General features: G+C 46.2%; 16 protein-coding genes. 13 read left to right on the top strand and 3 right to left on the bottom strand.

The genetic code is table 11. The features are described 5' to 3' along the window. Positions 1 to 187 precede the first annotated feature (187 nt). A complete protein-coding gene (locus OCU28_RS07590; protein WP_261815610.1) occupies positions 188 to 682 on the top strand; it encodes a YcxB family protein in 495 nt (164 codons plus the stop codon). A 445-nt stretch (positions 683 to 1,127) separates the two neighbouring features. Here the strand turns inward: OCU28_RS07590 and glpD are convergent, their stop codons facing one another. The 3 genes from glpD to glpK all read right to left on the bottom strand — a co-directional run bounded on the left by glpD (position 1,128) and on the right by glpK (position 5,293). Further along, entirely contained in the window at positions 1,128 to 2,687 is a 1,560-nt protein-coding gene (gene glpD / locus OCU28_RS07585; protein WP_261815609.1) for a glycerol-3-phosphate dehydrogenase, read from the bottom strand. A gap of 172 nt (positions 2,688 to 2,859) precedes the next feature. Then, positions 2,860 to 3,630, bottom strand: a complete 771-nt coding sequence (locus tag OCU28_RS07580; RefSeq protein ID WP_261815608.1) for a DeoR/GlpR family transcriptional regulator — start codon at positions 3,628 to 3,630, stop codon at positions 2,860 to 2,862. A gap of 136 nt (positions 3,631 to 3,766) precedes the next feature. After that, complete coding sequence (gene glpK, locus OCU28_RS07575) at positions 3,767 to 5,293, bottom strand: glycerol kinase GlpK (protein ID WP_261815607.1); 1,527 nt, start codon at positions 5,291 to 5,293, stop codon at positions 3,767 to 3,769. Positions 5,294 to 5,699: 406 nt separating this feature from the next. Between glpK and OCU28_RS07570 the strand changes: the two genes are divergently transcribed. From OCU28_RS07570 to OCU28_RS07515, 12 genes are all read left to right on the top strand, one after another. Beyond that, positions 5,700 to 5,858 (top strand): hypothetical protein, encoded by a 159-nt coding sequence (locus tag OCU28_RS07570; protein ID WP_261815606.1) that lies wholly within the window; start codon positions 5,700 to 5,702, stop codon positions 5,856 to 5,858. A 246-nt stretch (positions 5,859 to 6,104) separates the two neighbouring features. Continuing rightward, positions 6,105 to 7,220, top strand: a complete 1,116-nt coding sequence (locus OCU28_RS07565; protein ID WP_261815605.1) for an NADH:flavin oxidoreductase — start codon at positions 6,105 to 6,107, stop codon at positions 7,218 to 7,220. A gap of 1,319 nt (positions 7,221 to 8,539) precedes the next feature. Further along, positions 8,540 to 8,740, top strand: a complete 201-nt coding sequence (locus OCU28_RS07560) for a Flp family type IVb pilin (RefSeq protein WP_261815604.1) — start codon at positions 8,540 to 8,542, stop codon at positions 8,738 to 8,740. A gap of 168 nt (positions 8,741 to 8,908) precedes the next feature. Next, positions 8,909 to 9,121: a Flp family type IVb pilin gene (locus OCU28_RS07555; protein WP_261815603.1), complete on the top strand. Its 213-nt coding sequence runs from the start codon at positions 8,909 to 8,911 to the stop codon at positions 9,119 to 9,121. Between the two features lie 12 nt (positions 9,122 to 9,133). After that, on the top strand, positions 9,134 to 9,565 hold the full coding sequence (locus OCU28_RS07550; RefSeq protein ID WP_261815602.1) for an A24 family peptidase: 432 nt from the start codon (positions 9,134 to 9,136) through the stop codon (positions 9,563 to 9,565). Continuing rightward, a complete protein-coding gene (gene cpaB / locus OCU28_RS07545; RefSeq protein WP_261815601.1) occupies positions 9,562 to 10,425 on the top strand; it encodes a Flp pilus assembly protein CpaB in 864 nt (287 codons plus the stop codon). Before OCU28_RS07550 ends, cpaB begins: the two co-directional genes overlap by 4 nt. After that, a complete protein-coding gene (locus tag OCU28_RS07540) occupies positions 10,425 to 11,759 on the top strand; it encodes a type II and III secretion system protein family protein (RefSeq protein ID WP_261815600.1) in 1,335 nt (444 codons plus the stop codon). The genes cpaB and OCU28_RS07540 overlap by 1 nt, the downstream gene beginning before the upstream one ends. Continuing rightward, positions 11,756 to 12,220 carry a hypothetical protein gene (locus OCU28_RS07535; protein WP_261815599.1) on the top strand — a complete coding sequence of 155 codons (465 nt, stop codon included), beginning with the start codon at positions 11,756 to 11,758 and terminating at the stop codon, positions 12,218 to 12,220. The genes OCU28_RS07540 and OCU28_RS07535 overlap by 4 nt, the downstream gene beginning before the upstream one ends. After that, positions 12,220 to 13,494: an AAA family ATPase gene (locus OCU28_RS07530; protein WP_261815598.1), complete on the top strand. Its 1,275-nt coding sequence runs from the start codon at positions 12,220 to 12,222 to the stop codon at positions 13,492 to 13,494. The genes OCU28_RS07535 and OCU28_RS07530 overlap by 1 nt, the downstream gene beginning before the upstream one ends. Next, entirely contained in the window at positions 13,491 to 14,774 is a 1,284-nt protein-coding gene (locus tag OCU28_RS07525) for a CpaF family protein (RefSeq protein WP_261815597.1), read from the top strand. Before OCU28_RS07530 ends, OCU28_RS07525 begins: the two co-directional genes overlap by 4 nt. After that, complete coding sequence (locus tag OCU28_RS07520; protein ID WP_261815596.1) at positions 14,771 to 15,682, top strand: type II secretion system F family protein; 912 nt, start codon at positions 14,771 to 14,773, stop codon at positions 15,680 to 15,682. Before OCU28_RS07525 ends, OCU28_RS07520 begins: the two co-directional genes overlap by 4 nt. Next, positions 15,682 to 16,524 carry a type II secretion system F family protein gene (locus OCU28_RS07515; RefSeq protein ID WP_261815595.1) on the top strand — a complete coding sequence of 281 codons (843 nt, stop codon included), beginning with the start codon at positions 15,682 to 15,684 and terminating at the stop codon, positions 16,522 to 16,524. The genes OCU28_RS07520 and OCU28_RS07515 overlap by 1 nt, the downstream gene beginning before the upstream one ends. The last annotated feature ends 1 nt before the right edge of the window (position 16,525 follow it).

Here is a 16,525-nt window from a genome sequence, read left to right as displayed (position 1 = left end):
TCCACAATTTGCCACATTGAGAGGCGTCAATATAATGGGTGTCCACAATTTGCTGATATCCACAATTTGCTGATATCCACAATTTGATAGTAGGATAGCTGTCTAATCGATAGGTCGATAATAGTATCCCATGCTGTGAGTATGTCGCATGGGATAACCATTTACACAAAAACCTTAAAGTGACCAAATGTCTAAAGATTTTGCTTTCACCACAGAATACACTCTCGATAAGCGCTTTTTTGCTGAGTGTTATGATCAAACTAGCCATCGTGTTAAGTTCCCTCAAGCTTATTTTAAGGGAGTACTTTTTCTTCTTTTTGGTGTGGTTCTATTAAAATTTGAGTTACTTCCGAGCGGTTACGTTGGATGGTTCTTTATTGTTCTAAGTATTATTGAGGCGTTCAGCGTCTATTTTAAGAGAGGCTGGTGGTTATGGCGACAAACACTCAGCATGAGCTCAGGCAGTAAGGTGGTATTTCAGGTTGATGGTGACGGTGTAAGTTATAACAGTGGCCAAAATACCCGTAGCATTACCTGGAGTGAAATAGACCAACTTGAACAAAGTGATTTAGGGTTTATCTTTCATCTGGGCAAACAGCGCCAATATATCAGTAAATCTTGCTTAAATGATGAGGTGATCGCGTTCATTGTTGACAAGCATAGGGCATCTCAAATCGACTAACCCTGATGCGTGCAAAACAAACAACTCTACAGATTAGCAATACTAAGCCCAAGCAATGGATAATAAATTCATCTCATATAGTTACTAGTTGTCTATAATTAGTTGGACAATGTGAGGAAATCAATGATTTTGTTGAGCGTAAAACTACTTCAGATTGGATTTGTCATTGTCTATAGGGAATATAGAAAACGTAACATTCAAATGCCTCCTGCCTAGGGGGCATTTTTTCGCCTATCAACAATGGTATATTCAGTGCTGGTATGTGGCGTGATTACCTGCATGCCTACTGATTTTGTCCCAATCATGTCTATTTGTGGTTCAAATACCATACGCTTTTAATATAAAGATTGACGGTATAGGGCTATGAAACAGGCGTTCTAGTAGAATCAAAAAAACGCCGATTGTGAAGAGCTCGGCGCAGGCTCGTTAAATAGTAGCTAGGCTCCTAGCCAACCTGAGAGAAATTGACCACCTTGCTCTGTTGTTTCTGTTTTAGGTACTCTGTCAGCGCATGCTGTTCCTTACTACTTAGATATAAGCCTAGCTTGGTTCTGCGCCATAAAATATCTTCGTCTGTCATCGCCATTTCGTGATTGATCAGGTAATCAATTTCTACTTGATACACACCATGTGCTTCATGTGAGAACAGGGTGCCAAGATCAGCTTCACTATTCTTACCGTCGAGAAGTTTCCAGGTATAGGTACCAAATTGAGTGATGTAGCGAATCAATAATGCTTTAGATATCCACGGATATTTAGTGTGAATCGTCTCTGCCAACTGCTCGATACTACAGCTGAAATTCCCTCCAGGTAGCGCGTTATTGGCAGTCCATGATGCCCCCATATTGGTTAGATATGGACTAAGTTTGTTCATGGCCGCTTCACTAAGCTTACGATAGGTGGTTAATTTACCGCCGAAGATTGAAAGTAATGGGGCTTGATCGTGCTCGGCATCCAACTCTAAGGTGTAGTCGCGAGTTATGGCTTGCGGTGAATCGGATTCATCATCACATAGCGGTCTCACACCACTATAGGTCCACACTACATCTTCACGGCTAATCTGCTGCACAAAATGTTGATTCACGATGTCGACTAAGTAATCCACTTCGTTATCATCAATGGCAACTTGTCTCGGGTCGCCTTTATATTCTTGATCTGTGGTACCAATGATAGAGAACTTATCAAGGTATGGGATCATGAATACGATACGATTATCTTTGTTCTGCAATATGTAGGCTTGTGGCTCGTCATGGATACGCGGCACAACAATGTGTGAGCCTTTGATGAGGCGAATGTTACGTGGTGATACCTGCTCTAATCCCTGGTCAAAGAACTGCTTAACCCAAGGCCCTGCCGCATTAACCAGCGCCTTTGCTCTGCGTTCAAAGCGTTGGTCGGTCATCATATCGTGAATGGTGACGTACCAAATGTCGCCAACGCGATGGGCTTTTTCTACGCGGCAATAGTTTCGAACCTCAGCGTTGTTTTCTTGAGCGGAGAGGATATTGAGTAACACCATTCGTGCATCATCAACCCAGCAATCTGAATATTCAAATCCGGTTTTGATCTCGGGCTTTAATAGACTGGATTTAGCTAAATTCACACTCTTACTGCTAGGAAGAGTGGTGCGTTTACCTAAATTATCGTACAAGAATAGCCCGCAGCGGATCATCCAAGCGGGGCGTAAGAATGGTCGATGAGGTAAACGAAAACGCATTGGTTTAGCAATGTGAGGTGCTTTTTTTAGTAGAACTTCACGTTCAGCGAGCGCTTCAGAAACTAAACGAAACTCGTAGTGCTCAAGGTAACGCAATCCACCGTGAATTAACTTCGAACTGGCAGATGAAGTCGCAGAGGCAAAATCGTTTGCTTCATATAAACCGACATTCAAGCCACGACCAGCGGCGTCAGCGGCAATACCTGCGCCATTTATTCCACCACCAATTACGATTACGTCCAAGATTGAAGATGTATTACTTTGCGAATTAATTTGTTGAGCACTCATTGTTTTTAGCCTCTTTTTGAGCGAACGAGCATTTTAGAACCGAAACTAAGCGTATATCAGGTTTCGTATTGGGTCATGTTAAACTTTCGTTAATGTTCGTTTATGTGATTCAGGCGTAAAAAAACCTCTATTTATAAAATAGAGGTTAGATGAAGTTTTGCTAGTCTAAGGGTTATGACGGGTCGATAACCTCAAGCGGGATCGATAAATCATTAAGGATGTTGAGGATTTCTTCTGGGGGTTTCTGGTTGGTAAATACCATGTGCGCTTGAGAAATATTACCCAGTTTAACCATGGCGTTACGACCAAACTTGCTGTGGTCAATGGCGAGGAAAATACTGCGGCTATTGTCTATAATCGCCTGCTTTACGCGCACCTCATTGTAATCAAAGTCGAGTAATGAACCGTCAAGACCGATACCACTGATACCTAGAATGCCAAAATCTAGACTGAATTGTTTTACAAAATCGAGGGTTGCCTCGCCAACAATTCCGCCGTCCCTAGTTCTTACTTCGCCCCCGGCCAAGATGACTTTGATCTCCGGGTTGGCAAGCAGAATGGTGGCTACATTGACGTTGTTGGTGACCACTCTAAGCTGTTTGTGGTTTTTATTGAGCGCTCTTGCGATTGATTCTGGGGTTGTTCCAATATCGATGAACAAGGATGCGCCGTTAGGAATGTTCTTAACCAGTTGCTCTGCGATTAAATCTTTCTCGTTAAAATTTAATGTCTTACGCGTACTGTAAGAGGTGTTTTCTGAGCTTAACGGAATGGTTGCGCCACCGTGGTAGCGACGGATCTTATTGTTATCAGCCAGTTCATTGAGGTCACGGCGAATGGTTTGTGGACTCACATCGAACCTTTCAACCAGCTCTTCAGTACTGACGTAGCCTTGCTTGATCACGAGATCGACAATCTTTTGGTGTCTGGGTATCTGCTTCACTTAATGGACCACTCTGTGGTTGGCGAATATGACGAACAATGACCTTGAAAAATATACCATTCGAGCATAAAACGCAAAGAAGAGCACAATTGTGCGCTCCTTTTACTTTCGTTTGATGCGATATTTGCTTAGCGCGTTATTCTAGATCTTGATCTGCTTCATGCATTTCAGACCACACTTGGGCGCACTTAATGGCACGCTTCCAACCCTTGTAGCGGCGGTTTCGTTTTTCTTCATCGTGGTGTGGTGCAAAAGTACGGTCAAGCACAGCTTTACCTTTAAGCTCATCAATGCAATCCCAAAACCCAACTGCGAGACCTGCAAGGTAAGCCGCACCTAATGCGGTAACCTCTGTCACCTGTGGTCGATGTACTTCGGTATCAAGAACATCTGATTGGAATTGCATTAAAAAGTTATTGGCTACCGCGCCCCCATCAACGCGTAAGTTGGCCAGCTTAATTCCAGAATCGGCTTGCATTGCATCTAGTACATCACGGGTTTGATAGGCAATGCCTTCCAGTGTTGCGCGAATAATATGGTTGGAGTTTGAACCGCGAGATAGGCCAACAATAGTGCCGCGCGCGTAGGCGTCCCAATACGGTGCGCCTAAACCAGTAAACGCCGGCACAACGTAAACCCCGTTTGAGGAATCGACCTTAGTGGCAAAGTATTCAGAGTCGGTCGCACAATCTAATAGTTTCATTTCATCGCGCAACCATTGGATAGATGCGCCACCCATAAATACCGCACCCTCAAGTGCATATGCAGGCTCGCCTCTAGCACCACAAGCTAGGGTGGTTAAGAGGTTATTGTTAGATGTGACTTTTTCTTGGCCAGTATTCATCAGCAAGAAGCAACCCGTGCCGTAGGTATTTTTAGCTTGACCTGCTTCAACGCACATCTGACCAAAAAGCGCTGCTTGCTGGTCGCCCGCAATGCCAGCAATGGGTACTCGGGTTCCGCCTTTTCCACCAAGGTTCATCTGACCATATACCATAGAAGATTGTTTGACTTCAGGCATCATGGAGGCGGGTATCCCCATCTCATTTAATAGCGTTTCATCCCAGCATAGGTCATTGATATTAAACAGCATAGTTCGAGACGCATTGGTATAATCGGTGACATGAACACGCCCTTGGGTCATCTTCCACACCAACCATGTATCAACCGTGCCAAATAATAGCTTACCGTTATCAGCTTGCTCACGAGCACCTTCTACATTGTCCAGAATCCACTTTACCTTAGTAGCAGAGAAATAGGGGTCGAGTACCAAGCCAGTGTTATCACGTACGTAATCTTCTAGGCCACGTTGTTTAAGCTCTTCGCAGGTATCAGCGGTGCGGCGACATTGCCACACGATTGCGTTATATACGGGCTTGCCCGTTTCTTTATTCCAAACAATGGTGGTCTCTCGCTGATTGGTGATGCCGATACCCGCGACTTCATCGCTACGAATACCCGCTTTGGCAAGAGCCTCAACTAGGGTTGAGCTTTGTGTGGCCCAAATCTCCATCGGATCATGTTCTACCCAACCTGATTTAGGGTAGATCTGGGTGAACTCTCGTTGAGAAGAACTGACTATGTTCGCGTCATGATCTAGGATTACCGCGCGAGAGCTGGTGGTGCCTTGATCGAGAGCAACAATGTATTTTTTCGCGGTCATAGTAAAAGTCCTTTCTCTTTCTTGTTTATATATATTGGCAGATTCATGGCGTTGCGGTTGAGCACTGTAGAGTTATTGATATAGCAAATTTGAAACCGCCTGTTTTGCCCTTTATTAGGCAATTTGATACCTGCATTTTGCATATATTTACCTGCTCGAAAACGAACGAATGTAAAAAGTGAGTGTTTGATGTGAAATTTGTGGATGTAAGGGGAGTAATTTGCGCACTAATGCTCGATTTTGTTCATATTCACCAGCGTAATAATTTCTAACACAATTATATGTCTTGTCAGTCCGGTTCTAAAATACTGCTTATTGAATCCTTAGTAGCGCTGATTGATGATGAGCTTACTGTCTGTCTTAAAATGACGTTTTAGGTTAGCCGGCTCATAACTAAGGAATAGCTATGCGAAAACATATACAAGGAACCATGGTGCAGCTCAGAGAAGGCTTTGCAGGGCATCATTACACTCTAGAGCAATATCGAGCGTATCGAAAAGAGTTACTTAAACTCAGTATAAAAGCCGATGAAGGGAAGCTTTGCCTAGATGAAAGTTGGTATTAACCCTCAATAGTTATTATTGAAGTATCTAATGTAATACCTAATTACCCCATACATTGATGTGAGAGCAGTTGCATTTGCTATAAAACGGATTTGTCCATTTGAGCAAACTATAATTGCTGTTCTCGTATCAATGCTCATATTGATATCATCTCGCCCATAAAGCATGAGTTGCATAAAGTGCCGTGTTATCAATCCGATAAGGCACTTTATGTAGCTGTTATGGATATTTCGAAGAGAAGGTAAGTCGTGAGCAAGGTATTTACACAAACCCAAATTGGTAATCTGACCCTAAAGAACCGCTTCGTACGCAGTGCAACCTGGGAAAATATGGCGACCGAAGAGGGCCATATGACCGACAAACTGTACGGCATCTATAAAGAGCTAGCCGAAGGTGGAGTGGGGCTGATAGTTACTGGTTACGCTAATATTGTGCCAGAAGAAAAGCCCAATGCTGGCATGATGGGGATGTACGACGACTCTTTTATCGAAGAATATCAAGCTCTCACAGACCTAGTGCACCAACGCGATAGTAAAATCGTCATGCAGCTTGCCTATGGAGGCACTAAAACCACTTACAATCTGGGGGAGCGAGTGATCTTTGCGCCGAGTAATGTTCCTGAAAAAGGCACCAATACTCAAGGCAAGGCGATGACCCTCGATGAGATAGACTACATAGTACAGGCATTTGCCAAAGCGACCTTACGTGCTAAACAGTCTGGCTTTGATGGCGTAGAAATCCACGGCGCGCACACCTATCTTATTAACCAATTTCTGAGTCCTTATTACAACCAACGCACGGATCAATATGGCGGAAGCTTAGAAAACCGTATGCGTTTTTTAATCGAGATCATCGAGCAGAGCCGTAAGCTGGTGGGGGAATCGTTCCCAATTTTGGTTAAGCTAACCGCCACCGAGTTCTTTGAGGGCGGCTTAACCTTCTACGAAACTCGCGTTATCTGTAAAAAAATGGAACAGATCGGTGTTGATGGTTTGATCATCTCTGGCAACATCCACGGCAAGGCTATTGATATGGTCGGTCAAAGCTTTGACGGACACACCCTGCAACAAGAAGGCTTCTTCCATCAATACGGCGCAGTTATCAGTCAAGACGTTAACATCCCAGTGATTACCGTTGGTGGCTTAACCGATATCGCCGCTATTGAGCAGATTGCCGAATCCACTAACATTCAATGCTTCGCACTATCACGCCCACTGCTTTCAGAACCTGATCTGGTAAATCGCTGGCAATCAGGCGACAGGTCAGAATCACTATGTGAAACCTGCTCCAAATGCCGCACCAAGCGCGGTAACTTCTGCATTGTGAATAAAGAACGCAAGCGCATTATCGCGCAGATGGGGTAGAGGGAGTCGACGTATCGGTGTATCGATGATGTCACCCACAGGACCGCAGGATCATAGGACCATAGAACCGCTTCTCCCGGCAGTCCTTTAAGCCGGGGTCTGTGGTAGCTCGGGCTTTACTTTTAAAGTGCGCGTTCAAATTGAATATCGAGTATCCACAGATCCCCGCCTGCGCGGGGACGACGAAATGGGGGCTGGGGTATCGGTGTTGCGATGTATCGATGATGTCACCACAGGACCGCAGGATCATAGCACCATAGAACCGCTCCTCCTCTTCCTCCCCCGTCACCCCGGTAGTCTTTTAAGCCGGGGTCTGTGGCGGCTCGGGCTTTACTTTTAAAGTGCGGGGTTCAAATTGAATATCGAGTATCCACAGATCCCCGCCTACGCGGGGACGACGAAATGGGGGTGGGGTATCGGTGTTGCGATGTATCGATGATGTCACCCACAGGACCGCAGGACCATAGAACCGCTCCTCCCGGTAGTCTTTTAAGCCGGGGTCTGTGGTAGCGCGGGCTTTGCTTCTAAAGTGCGCGTTCAAATTGAATATCGAGTATCCACAGATCCCCGCCTACGCGGGGACGACGAAATGGGGAGTGGGGTATCGGTGTTGCGGTGTATCGATGATGTCACCCACAGGACCGCAGGACCATAGCACCGCTCCTCCCAGCAGTCTTTTAAGCCGGGGTCTGTGGTAGCGCGGGCTTTGCTTCTAAAGTGCGCGTTCAAATTGAATATCGAGTATCCACAGATCCCCGCCTACGCGGGGACGACGAAATGGGGGTGGGGTATCGGTGTTGCGATGTATCGATGATGTCACCCATAGGACCGCAGGATCATAGCACCATAGAACCGCTTCTCCCGGTAGTCTTTTAAGCCGGGGTCTGTGGCGGCTCGGGCTTTACTTTTAAAGTGCGGGCTAAAATTGAGCATCGAGTATCCACAGATCCCCGCCTACGCGGGGACGACGAAATGGGGGCTGGGGTATCGGTGTTACGATGTTGCGATGTATCGATGGTGTCACCCACAGGACCGCAGGACCATAGCACCGCTCCGAATAACGATAAGTGCTTGGTTTTGTCGCCTAGATCACAGATTTAATATTATTACATTTCCTTTACATTTACTCTCTCTGTGATGCTATTCACGAACTCAATGTACTATCACCGTATAAATCTATTTCAACACCAAGTAATGTTATCAATATGTTAATTATGGCGCATTGTCAGGTTTAGCTTATTTTGAGTGTGGGCTTGGCGCTTTCTAATATCGAGGGGAACTTTAATCAAACTCTCCTAACAATATAAGGAAGTATAAACATGTTGAAATCTCTAATTACTCGCTTTGTAAACGACGAGCGCGGTGTGACTGCAATTGAATACGGTGTGATTGGTGTGGCTATTGCGGTAGTTATCGGTGCTGTAATGACTGGCGATACCGGATTAGCTGCTGCAATTGGTGATTCATTCGATGGTATTCTAGACGCTATTTCCGGTGTAAATACCGCTGCAGGTGTATAGGTTGTTCATTATTGTTCTGTGCTATATGTGTATTGGCTAATGCTAATTACTATATAGCGTAAGATAAAAGGAAAAATAATTAACGTATCGCTTGTGATAGCACTAAGTGTTATCTCATTGAAGAGAATGTTAATTAAAATTCTGTTAACGATATATGGAAGTATAAACATGTTTAAATTTATAATTACTCGATTTATAAAAGATGAGCGCGGTGTAACCGCAATTGAATATGGTGTTATTGGTGTGGCTATTGCAGTGGTTATTGGTGCTGTAATGTTAGGTACAGGCACGGATTCAGGGCTAGCTGCTGCAATTGGTGATTCATTCGATGGTATTTTAGCTACTCTTACTGGTGTAAATGAATCAATCCCTACTGACTAATAATATAATTCTATGCTATACGCGTACCTATTAACCTCAATAGCCATATGCCTATCAGACCTATACAGAAGAAAAATAACTAACCCATTGGTTGTAATATTGTTTGTAGTAACACTATTTATTGCAGCCAACTCATGGTTAGGCATATTTCAATCTACATTGCTGGTGTTGGTTATTGGGTTAGCTTTATTTAGTGCGCGTATCTGGGCAGGTGGTGACAGTAAATTACTGATTGCCCTTGCCCCTTTATTTCCTCTAGCGCAGTTACCGGATTTATTCTTTTCTATCTTGGTGTGCGGTGGGGTGTTGTCGGGTATTTATTGGGTTAAATATCGGCTTATTTTCAAGGGCATGCCAGATCAGGGATTGCCTTATGGGGTTGCCATCATCTGTGGTGCGAACCTTTCTCTCTATTTTTCACAAGGGCTGGCTATCTATTCATGAACTCCCGTTTGATTTTTATTCTGTCCTTTATCATTGTGGCGTTTGGGCTATTTGCGGTGATGCAAAACGTGAATGCGCGCGCTGAGGCGAAAGCGCAGCAGCAGGTGCAAGCGCAAGTCGAAGAGAAAAAAGAAGTTAAGTATGTGTTGTGGCGCGCCAAACAAGATATTGCGCGCGGTGAAGTGGTTACTAAGAACAGCCTAGAGCGTGTGATACTGCCTGAAGAAGACGCTAACGCATTGGGCGTAAATGCAGATGTGGACGTGGCACTGGTTCAAGACAGTCGCGCCAATCATGCTATACCTGCCGGGGAGTACGTATTTGCGGAGATGTTTACCGCGCCCCATCAAGCTGGGTATTTAGACTTGCTTGCCTCTGAAGGTAAGATCTTATATCCGCTACCTATTTCTACTTTCAACCTTATTAATAATTATATTCGCCCCGGCGATATGATTGACATTATTTCAGTGAGCTCACCGCTAACCAACCTCGCGGATACAGGGGCGCGCATCACCCAGTTTCAAGGGGTGAAAGCGCGCACTATTAAGCGCGGGGTTAAGGTATTGGCCTTTGAGCAAGCACCTATTGACCCGAAAGAGAAAGCCGCGCAAAACAGCGGCTCTATCAGCCCTAGGGTATCAGCAACGGGCAACACCAAGACTACGGTAGTGATTGAGATTGAGCCGGAGTTTGTGTCTCGGTTATCCCTTGCGCAGCGTACCATGCACCTTGAGATTTATCGCTCGCAGTTTAATGGTGAGATCCCGCCAGCCAATATGAGTGATGTGATTGAAAACTATCAAGGTATTCGCGAATTACGTGGCGCAGATACCCAGACCACCAATGTAGAGGTTTACTGATGCTGTTGAGAATCATACAAAAAATGGCATTGCTGATGTGTCTGGTTTCGTTTCAGGTTGCGGCATATCAGATCCCCCTCAACGATGCGCGTTCGGTGCGCACTAAGCAGCAGATTGGCACGGTATTTATGAGCCAGCCAAGTATCGCGGATTATAAGGTGATTAACGAGCGCCAGATCGTGGTGTTCGGTAGCTCTATTGGCCAAACGCGGCTGATGATCTATGACATTGACGGCAGGCTGGTGGTTTCGCGGTTAGTGAATGTTACCCAGCCCTTAAACCAAGTGCGTTCAGAGATCAAAAAGCGTTATCCAGAGCTGGATATTGAAGTGGTGCCAATGGGGGCGAAGGTTGCAGTTAACGGCGTGGTATTTACTGAGCGCCAGCGCGATAGTATCTATGCTCTCGTGGCGAGCATCCTAGGCAAAGAGCCAACATCGCGTTATCCAACCTCTGATGCGCCGTTACCCCTAGATGCCCCATTTGTGGCTGACCCTCAAACTGAATTTTATCGTAACTACACCTATGATGGCTTGATTGAAGGGCTGGAAATGAGCCACCCATTTCAGGTTAATGTGCGCACGACGATTGCCGCCGTCGGCAGTGAGTTTCGCGAAACCGTGGGTGTGGATTGGACCTCTGGCGGCTCGCCGGGGGTATTTACCTTTCCCGATCTCACCGCCTCTGATATATCCGCCACAATCACCGCCTTAGCCAGCGATAACCTTGGTGAGGTGTTGGCTGAGCCCAATATCACCGTGTTATCCGGTCAAGAAGCCTCATTTTTGGTAGGTGGGGAGATCCCGATGATCACCTCAGATACTAACGGCACTACTATCTCGTTCAAAGAGTATGGTATTGGGCTTGAAATTGCGGCCAAGGTACATAACGAGCAAGAGATCCGTCTGCGAGTGCAACCGAGCGTGAGTGTGGTGGATCAGATCTACCGTACCACAACCGCTGAGGTGCCGCAGCTCACCACACGCAAGGCGACCACCACCATTGAGATTGCCGATGGACAAACCTTTATGATTGGCGGCTTGATGAACAGCGAAGATATTGAGTCGCTACAAAAACTGCCGCTACTGGGCGATATCCCTTTCTTTGGCGCGCTGTTTAGCAAAGCGACTACCAATCGTAAGACTACCGAGGTGGTGATCATTGCTACGGTAAATCTGGTTAAACCAACCAAGGCGAATGAGCTAACCCTGCCGCGCATCCACAAAACCAATACCCTAGTGCGTTGGATGGGAATGAGCAGTGAGTTTGACCAACAGCGTCAGCAAGATGCTGAGTTTGTTGAGCTGCTAGATAACGGAGGGTTTGCCCAATGAGAATTATAAGCTGCGCGATAACCTTATTATTGCTAATAGGTTGCGCCGACCATGCAGTGCAAGACCGAGGCGCAGAGGCGATCGCCTATCAAGAGCAGCACCGATTTGAGCTTAGCTTTGAGTCTGACGACAAGCGATTAGAAACCGAGCGCATTGCCGCCATTGTTAATCAATTTGATCTAAGCCAAGCGCGATTTGATGTGTATGTGCCACAGAGTATGCAAGCACAAGGCAAGCAGCTCCTTAGCTATCTAAAGCAAGATTTAAGGCTACGACCTGACTGGGTAACCAGCCATTCGCTTGAGCAGGGTGAGGGGATCACTTTACAGGTTTCACAATGGCGCTCGGTAATTGAAAAGTGCCAGCCCCTAACTATCTCAAAGCCGCAGCCACAGGCTGGTTGCGCTGTGCAAACCAATAATACCATTCAACTTGTTAACCCAGGGGGGCGCGTAAACTAATGGCAGATATATTCGATCTCTCTGAAGAGCTGGTACTAGATACAGGCAAGAAGAAAGCCGCAACCCCCAAGTCAGTGGTGCCTAAGCAAAGTGGTGGCGCGGCGCTGTTTTATTCTGATGCTGAGTGCAAAGAGGCGGTGCTTGAGGCTTATACCTTTGAGGGGCTAGATGCGCCGCAATGCATCAAGGGTTTGCCGACCGCCGCCAAAGGCAAAGATCAAGAACTTGGGGATGTGGTCATCGTGCAGGTGACCGAGTCACTGGATATCGAGCTCGATGCAGAAGAGATCAACGCCACCTTGCCAAATAGCAAGACAGTGATTCTACTGGGGCAAATCGATTCTATTCACACCCTACGCCGATTAGAAAAAATGGGTTTTTATTATTTGCCGTGGCCGGTAGATAAATCTGAACTGATTGAGTGCCTAAGGCAAGCTAGCCTTGATGAAAGAAAGCGCTATGAGAGCGGCTATTTCCGTAAGGCAAAGCGGATTGCTGTGGTGGGTACTAAGGGCGGAATAGGCACCTCAGTGATAGCTACTGAGCTGTGTGCACTGCTGGCTAAAAAGGGCAGTCGCTCGATCTTGGTGGACCATCATTACACCCTGAGCAATATCGACATTATCTTGAGCCAGAAAGACCTAGAACAGGTTGATATCAGCACTATTACCGTCGAACCAAATAAACTCGACGAAGAGTCCGCCACCAGTTACCTCAACGAGGTCGACCATAACTTCCTTTATCTGGGATTTACTGGTGAAGACAAGATAGAAGAGCTAGAAAAATACACCAATACAGTGAGGAATAAGCTGGGTCGTCAGGCTAATTTTATTGTGAGTGATTTCTCTGGGTCATTAGACTTTCCCCTGAAAGCGGAAAGCTTAGTCACTGACAATGACGTGATTGTATTGATTGCAGACCCTTCAGTAAGTGGGGTGCGAGCTACCCAGCGGTTACTCGATAAAATCAAAGATGTCGCTATTCCACAGTTAGTTCGACCTAGGGTGATGGTGGTACTCAATCATCATCGACCTGAAGGCTCGTTTAATCTTAACCTTGAAGAGGTGGAACGCTTTTTAAAGGTTAAACCGGATGTGGTGATCCCGTTTTATAAAAACGCGGCCAAACAGCTTATTGATGGTAAAAAACTGCATAGTTTAGAGAAAGGCAAGGTCGCGCCATTTACTAAGTTATCGATGGCGATAAACGGCCAGAATCCGAATAAGAAAACCGGTTTGTTGTCTCGACTTTCGTTTAAGCGAGGTAAGAAATGAGCCTAACCCGCGAGCTGTATGAGCAATTTCGAGCGCAAATATTTGAGGTGATAGATGCGGGCATTCTAAATGAGATGACCCCGCAAGAGCTGACCTCACAGATAGAAAAAGCCATCGCTAAACTGTGTGAAAACTATTCTATTCCGGTACCAGCAATTACTCGTACTGAGCTGACCAAAAACTTAGTCGATGAACTGATTGGCCTTGGCCCACTGCAACAGCTTATGGAAGATGAATCCATCTCAGACATCATGGTAAATGGTGTAGATGAGGTATTTATCGAGCGTAATGGCAAGACCCACAAGGCTGATATCTCGTTTATGAACGAAAAGCAGTTACTGGAAATTGCCAAGCGTATCGCCAATAACGTTGGACGTCGGGTTGATGAATCTAGCCCGCTGTGTGATGCAAGGCTTGCCGATGGCAGTCGCGTTAACGTGGTTATTCCGCCGATTGCACTAGATGGGGTTGCTATCTCAATTCGTAAGTTTAAAGAGCAAAAGCTCGGCTTGCGTGAGCTAACCGGCTTTGGGGCGATGTCACCCGCGATGGCACGGGTGTTGATGATTGCCGCACGTTGCCGACTAAATATTATTATCTCAGGTGGTACTGGGTCGGGTAAGACCACCATGCTCAATGCCTTGTCACAATATATAGGCAATGATGAGCGCATCCTGACCATTGAAGATGCCGCCGAGCTTAGAATCCAGCAGCCGCACGTGGTGCGTCTGGAGACTCGCCCTGCAAGTACCGAGGGCTCTGGTGCTATTACCCAGCGTGACTTAGTGATCAACGCCTTGCGTATGCGTCCTGAACGCATCATCTTAGGGGAGTGTCGTGGCGCAGAAGCGTTTGAGATGCTTCAGGCAATGAACACCGGCCACGATGGCTCAATGTCTACCTTGCACGCCAACACCCCGCGTGATGCGATGTCGCGTATTGAATCGATGGTGATGATGGCAAACCTTGCCTTACCACTGCCTGCGATTCGTCGAACTATTGTTTCGGCAGTTAACCTTATCATTCAGGTGAACCGCTTGCGTGATGGCAGCCGTAAGGTGACCAGCATTTCTGAGATATACGGAATGGAAGGTGAGGCGCCAGTGATGGAAGAAATCTATCGCTTTGCGCCTGATGCTGACCAAGAAAAAGATAAAATCAGCGGCCGCTTTGTGACGGCCGGCCTGCCAAGCCGCTCCCAGATTAGTATCCGTGCTGCGGAGTATGGATTGTCCAAAGAGTTAGAAGCCGCATTTGAAATGGAGGCGGAGCCTGCATGATAGGTTGGCTGGTGGTTGGGTTTGGCGTATTCGGTTTGTGCTTGGCGCTATATGCCAAGCGTAGACCTGATCCGCGCTATGTATTTTTAGAGCAAACCATTCACCATAAAAGTCGACAAATCACCGCGGTTGATATCAAAGGGCTGACTAAATCTAATTTGTTGCAGCGCATCACTAGCTTATGGAATGTTATTAGCGCCGCTCTTGGGCGTTTCCCCATCCCTAAGATAGTGCTGTTTATGGCGCTGATTAACGGTTTGGCGCTGTTTGTTAACCAAAGGTGGTTGAGCTTTCCACAATTGGAAATAAACGCTGCGGTTTCCATCATTGGGTTGTTTCTCGGTATTCGCTTTCTCACCGACAAGCGGCGTAAGGCATTTGAAACCGACTTCCCAGATGCTCTTAACATCCTAATGAGCGCGGTGACCGCAGGTGAGAGTATCAATGCAGCTTTTGCTTATGTGTCTAAGGTGTCTAATAACGACGTTGGACGAGAGTTCAAGGACATCTCAGATAGGATGCGCCTTGGTGAATCTACAGAGGCGATCTTTGAGCGCTCTTGTAAGCGATTCCCGTATCCGCCATTTCTGTTTTTCGTTATCACCATCCGCGCCAACATGGAGCGAGGTGGGCAGTTAAAATCGGTACTTAGCAAGCTGATTCGGGTGTTGGTTGAAGCGCGTAATCTTGAAAAGAAAAAGATGGCGATGACCTCTGAGGCGCGCATCTCCGCCAAGATCGTTGGCGCAATTCCGTTCTGTTTTATGTTGTTGCTAAATTGGATAAACCCCAGTGATCTGAATTTTGTACTGTTCCACCCCGATGGCCGCTGGATCCTGTATTACCTGTTGATCAGTGAAGGGATCGGCATGTTTATCGTTTGGTGGCTGGTTAAGAGTATTCGCTAATGATGATTATTGTATTTTTCTTATTGGTTTCAGCCTTGATTGCTTACGGCATTACCCGCTACCTAGACCATAAGGCTAAGCAGCTAAAAATAAAGAGCTTTCTTGAGAACAAAAAACAGCTCAATTTCAGCTTTTTCCATGAAATCCTAGGTGGCATGGGCAGAGGCACTCAGCGCGATATTCGCGATAAGTTTGAAGATGCCGGCATTTATAACCGCGAGTTGCTTCGATATTACAGCCCGGTAAAAGCGGTGCTGTTAGCCATTTCAATTATCAGTATTGTGCTGTTTGTGCATGACACCAAAGAGATGGTAATTGGTTTTATGATGGCGGTTGTTGGGGTGATTATCGTGCCAGATATGTATCTGGCATGGCGCAAGAAAAAGCTGGTAGAAAAGAACTCGCGTCAGTTGCCATACATGCTAGATATGATGTCGGTGTGTGTGCAAACCGGCATGACCTTAGAGGCCGCCTTTAGATACCTTGGTGATGAGCTAAAAAGCTTTGATAAAGACCTTTGTTATCAAATCCGAAAAACCTCAGATGCGGCGGAAGTAAAAGGCATGGAAGCGGCGTTAGTAGACTTAACGCGACGTATTCCAACCCCACAGGTGCGAAGTTTTGCGCTGACTCTAACCCAAAATATTCAATATGGCACCTCGGTAGCGCCAGTGCTTTCAGATCTTGCGGAAGACTTCCGTAATGAACAAATCTTAGTTATGGAAGAGAAGATAGGAAAACTGGCCGCCAAGATGAGTGCGCCACTGATCCTTTTCATTATGTTCCCGATTGTAATCTTGATTCTCGCACCGGGTGTAACCCGAATGATGACAGGAAATTAAT

This window comes from Vibrio gallicus (assembly GCF_024346875.1).
Lineage (GTDB): Bacteria > Pseudomonadota > Gammaproteobacteria > Enterobacterales > Vibrionaceae > Vibrio > Vibrio gallicus.
This window is presented reverse-complemented; position numbering and strand designations above follow the sequence as displayed.

Bases quoted from the DNA above. Each gene is read 5' to 3' on its own strand.
- OCU28_RS07590 (WP_261815610.1), top strand. From the start codon at position 188: ATGTCTAAAGATTTTGCTTTCACCACAGAATACACTCTCGATAAGCGC.
- glpD (WP_261815609.1), bottom strand. From the start codon at position 2,687: ATGAGTGCTCAACAAATTAATTCGCAAAGTAATACATCTTCAATCTTG.
- glpK (WP_261815607.1), bottom strand. From the start codon at position 5,293: ATGACCGCGAAAAAATACATTGTTGCTCTCGATCAAGGCACCACCAGC.
- OCU28_RS07570 (WP_261815606.1), top strand. From the start codon at position 5,700: ATGCGAAAACATATACAAGGAACCATGGTGCAGCTCAGAGAAGGCTTT.
- OCU28_RS07560 (WP_261815604.1), top strand. From the start codon at position 8,540: ATGTTGAAATCTCTAATTACTCGCTTTGTAAACGACGAGCGCGGTGTG.
- OCU28_RS07555 (WP_261815603.1), top strand. From the start codon at position 8,909: ATGTTTAAATTTATAATTACTCGATTTATAAAAGATGAGCGCGGTGTA.
- OCU28_RS07550 (WP_261815602.1), top strand. From the start codon at position 9,134: ATGCTATACGCGTACCTATTAACCTCAATAGCCATATGCCTATCAGAC.
- cpaB (WP_261815601.1), top strand. From the start codon at position 9,562: ATGAACTCCCGTTTGATTTTTATTCTGTCCTTTATCATTGTGGCGTTT.
- OCU28_RS07540 (WP_261815600.1), top strand. From the start codon at position 10,425: ATGCTGTTGAGAATCATACAAAAAATGGCATTGCTGATGTGTCTGGTT.
- OCU28_RS07535 (WP_261815599.1), top strand. From the start codon at position 11,756: ATGAGAATTATAAGCTGCGCGATAACCTTATTATTGCTAATAGGTTGC.
- OCU28_RS07530 (WP_261815598.1), top strand. From the start codon at position 12,220: ATGGCAGATATATTCGATCTCTCTGAAGAGCTGGTACTAGATACAGGC.
- OCU28_RS07525 (WP_261815597.1), top strand. From the start codon at position 13,491: ATGAGCCTAACCCGCGAGCTGTATGAGCAATTTCGAGCGCAAATATTT.
- OCU28_RS07520 (WP_261815596.1), top strand. From the start codon at position 14,771: ATGATAGGTTGGCTGGTGGTTGGGTTTGGCGTATTCGGTTTGTGCTTG.
- OCU28_RS07515 (WP_261815595.1), top strand. From the start codon at position 15,682: ATGATGATTATTGTATTTTTCTTATTGGTTTCAGCCTTGATTGCTTAC.